Origin of the sequence: Arthrobacter sp. Hiyo1 (assembly GCF_001263615.2) — a bacterium.
Taxonomy (GTDB): domain Bacteria; phylum Actinomycetota; class Actinomycetes; order Actinomycetales; family Micrococcaceae; genus Arthrobacter.
Window position 1 is genome coordinate 832,031 of record NZ_DF952469.1, and the last position, 2,098, is coordinate 834,128.

A 2,098-nucleotide genomic window follows, 5' to 3' on the forward strand; every position below is an offset into this window, starting at 1 on the left:
CAATCACGGCGGAGTGGTCGAACACCCGGCCCGAAACGCCCGGCTGCTGCAGCACGATGCCGTTGATGTCGCCCTCGGGCAGGCCCCGGGACAGGTCAGCGATCTCCACCTCAAAGCCCAGCGCCTCGGCGCGGCCCTTCACGATGGCAATCGTCTGCGGGAGGCAATCGGCGTCGAGCACGGTCTTGCCGTCGTGGGCGGTCTTGTTCTTGTTGGCGCGTCGCATCATGAGGACCGCTTCGGCGACGGCGGTGGCTTCGTCCAGGAGGGAAGCGTTGGCGATGGGCAGGCCCACGAGGTCCTGGACCATGGTCTGGAAGTTCAGCAGCGCCTCGAGGCGGCCCTGGGAAATTTCCGGCTGGTACGGGGTGTACGCCGTGTACCAGGCCGGGGATTCGAGGATGTTGCGGCGGATCACCGGCGGAGTGACAGTGTCGTAATAGCCCTGGCCGATCATCTGCACGGCCGTCTTGTTCTTGGCCGCCAGCTTGCGCAGCTCGGCCAGGACCTCGACCTCGCTGAGGGCGTTCTGGAGCGTCAATGCGACATCCTGGCGAATGTCATTGGGAACCGCGGTGTCTACGAGCGAATCGACACTGTCGTAGCCAACAGACTTGAGCATGATGTCAATGTCGGCCTGGCGCCGGGCGCCGATATGCCGGTCAACGAACGTAGTGGAGGTTGAACTAACCGTCACGAAGGAACTCCATTAATAAGGCGGCGTGGGTACGCCACAGCTAATCGGGTTCCTCCCCGCTCTGTATTGGACCTGAGAGTTTCCGCGAAACCGTGCTTGTGGCACTGTTCCGCTTGCACCGTCGGTGAGCACGCGTCAGCGCGCTGCTTTCCAGAGTTGCCTTGCCGCGGCGGTGCGTGGGCCTGAGAGATTCCTGGGGAGGATTTGCTCCTACGGCGCCTGCATCACATGCCTGCAGGACTCTCCCGCCGCAGATCAAAGGCGTATTCAGTTGTATGAATCGGATTGTGGTTGCCGGTGACGGCTGCCACAACTCCCAATTGTCCTATGGACTGCCCGCGTCCGCAAATATGGTCACCGACCCCGCCCCGCTTTCCCAACTGACTCGCACTAGATGTCGTTTTGGAGCCTCTAAACGACAACAACTGCGAGCCAGTTGGGCCGCGCCATTAGTCACGGAGGCGGTCGACGGCGGCCAGCAGCGCACCGACGTCGGCGCTCCTCGCGCTGGCCTTGACTTCCGTATCGCCGGCACCGCCTTCGAGCATTGCGTTGAAGTAAAGTCCATCGCCCATGTACCGGACAGCTTTGGCCATCTCGGGCCCCACTTCCTCCGCGAGCACATCGAGCCATTGTTGCTGGATCCCCGCGAAGCGCCTTCGGGTTTCTTCATGGGCTACTTCCGCGAGCCGCGTGGCTGCCACGAACACCCGGTCCAAGGGGGTGTCCGCCCACAGGGAAGACTTGATGAAGAACGCGGCCGCACCTTCGGGGGCCGCCTTCATTGCCGCGATGTCCAGCGCAGCCAGCCCGTCCATGCGTTCGAGCAAGGAGCTGATCATGGCTTCTTTGTTGGGGAAATGGTAGAGCAAACCGCCCTTGGAAACGCCGGCGCGCTTGGCGACGGCATCCAGGGTGGCAGCCCGCTCCCCTACCTCGATCAGCAGGGCTTCAAAGGCATCCAGGACAGCGTCCCGGGCAATAGGTTTTCGCGGCATGGTGTCCATCATCCCTTAGTTCGATGCGGCAGGTCGTTGAGTCAGATTGAAACTATACCGTCCAGACGGTACAGTTATCTTCATGTTCACGCCGTCCACTACCCAGCACCCCCGTACCTCTTCGATCCAATCCGCCCCGTGGCGCGATTGGGCTGCCTTGGCACTCCTGATGTTCCCGGTGCTGCTGGTGGCTGTGGACAATACGGCGCTGACGTTTGCCCTGCCGGAAATCGCCCGGTCGCTGGAAGTCGGGGGCGTGCAGCTGCTGTGGGTCGTGGATGCCTATCCGCTGGTGCTCGCAGCGCTTTTGGTGTCCATGGGAAACCTGGGAGACAGGATCGGCCGCCGCCGCTTGCTGTTGATCGGCAGCACAGGCTTCGCCGCGGTTTCCGCGGCCACCGCG

2 protein-coding genes, 1 pseudogene and 2 riboswitches are annotated in these 2,098 nt (G+C 62.7%); of the genes and pseudogenes, 1 reads left to right on the forward strand and 2 read right to left on the reverse strand.

Features of this window, described 5'->3' with window-relative positions:
• Together AHiyo1_RS26400 and AHiyo1_RS08105 are read right to left on the reverse strand one after the other, a co-directional pair.
• Window positions 1–697: pseudogene (locus AHiyo1_RS26400) on the reverse strand (glycine dehydrogenase (aminomethyl-transferring)); the annotation flags it as partial.
• A 51-nt stretch (window positions 698–748) separates the two neighbouring features.
• Window positions 749–856: riboswitch (glycine riboswitch) on the reverse strand.
• Between the two features lies 1 nt (window position 857).
• Window positions 858–955, reverse strand: a riboswitch (glycine riboswitch).
• Window positions 956–1,146: 191 nt separating this feature from the next.
• Window positions 1,147–1,695: a TetR/AcrR family transcriptional regulator gene (locus AHiyo1_RS08105; RefSeq protein ID WP_059388215.1), complete on the reverse strand. Its 549-nt coding sequence runs from the start codon at window positions 1,693–1,695 to the stop codon at window positions 1,147–1,149.
• Window positions 1,696–1,777: 82 nt separating this feature from the next.
• On the opposite strand from AHiyo1_RS08105, the gene AHiyo1_RS08110 reads away from it, so the two are divergent.
• Window positions 1,778–2,098, forward strand: a 321-nt coding sequence (locus AHiyo1_RS08110) for an MFS transporter (protein ID WP_113990594.1), incomplete at its 3' end; no start/stop codon positions are given.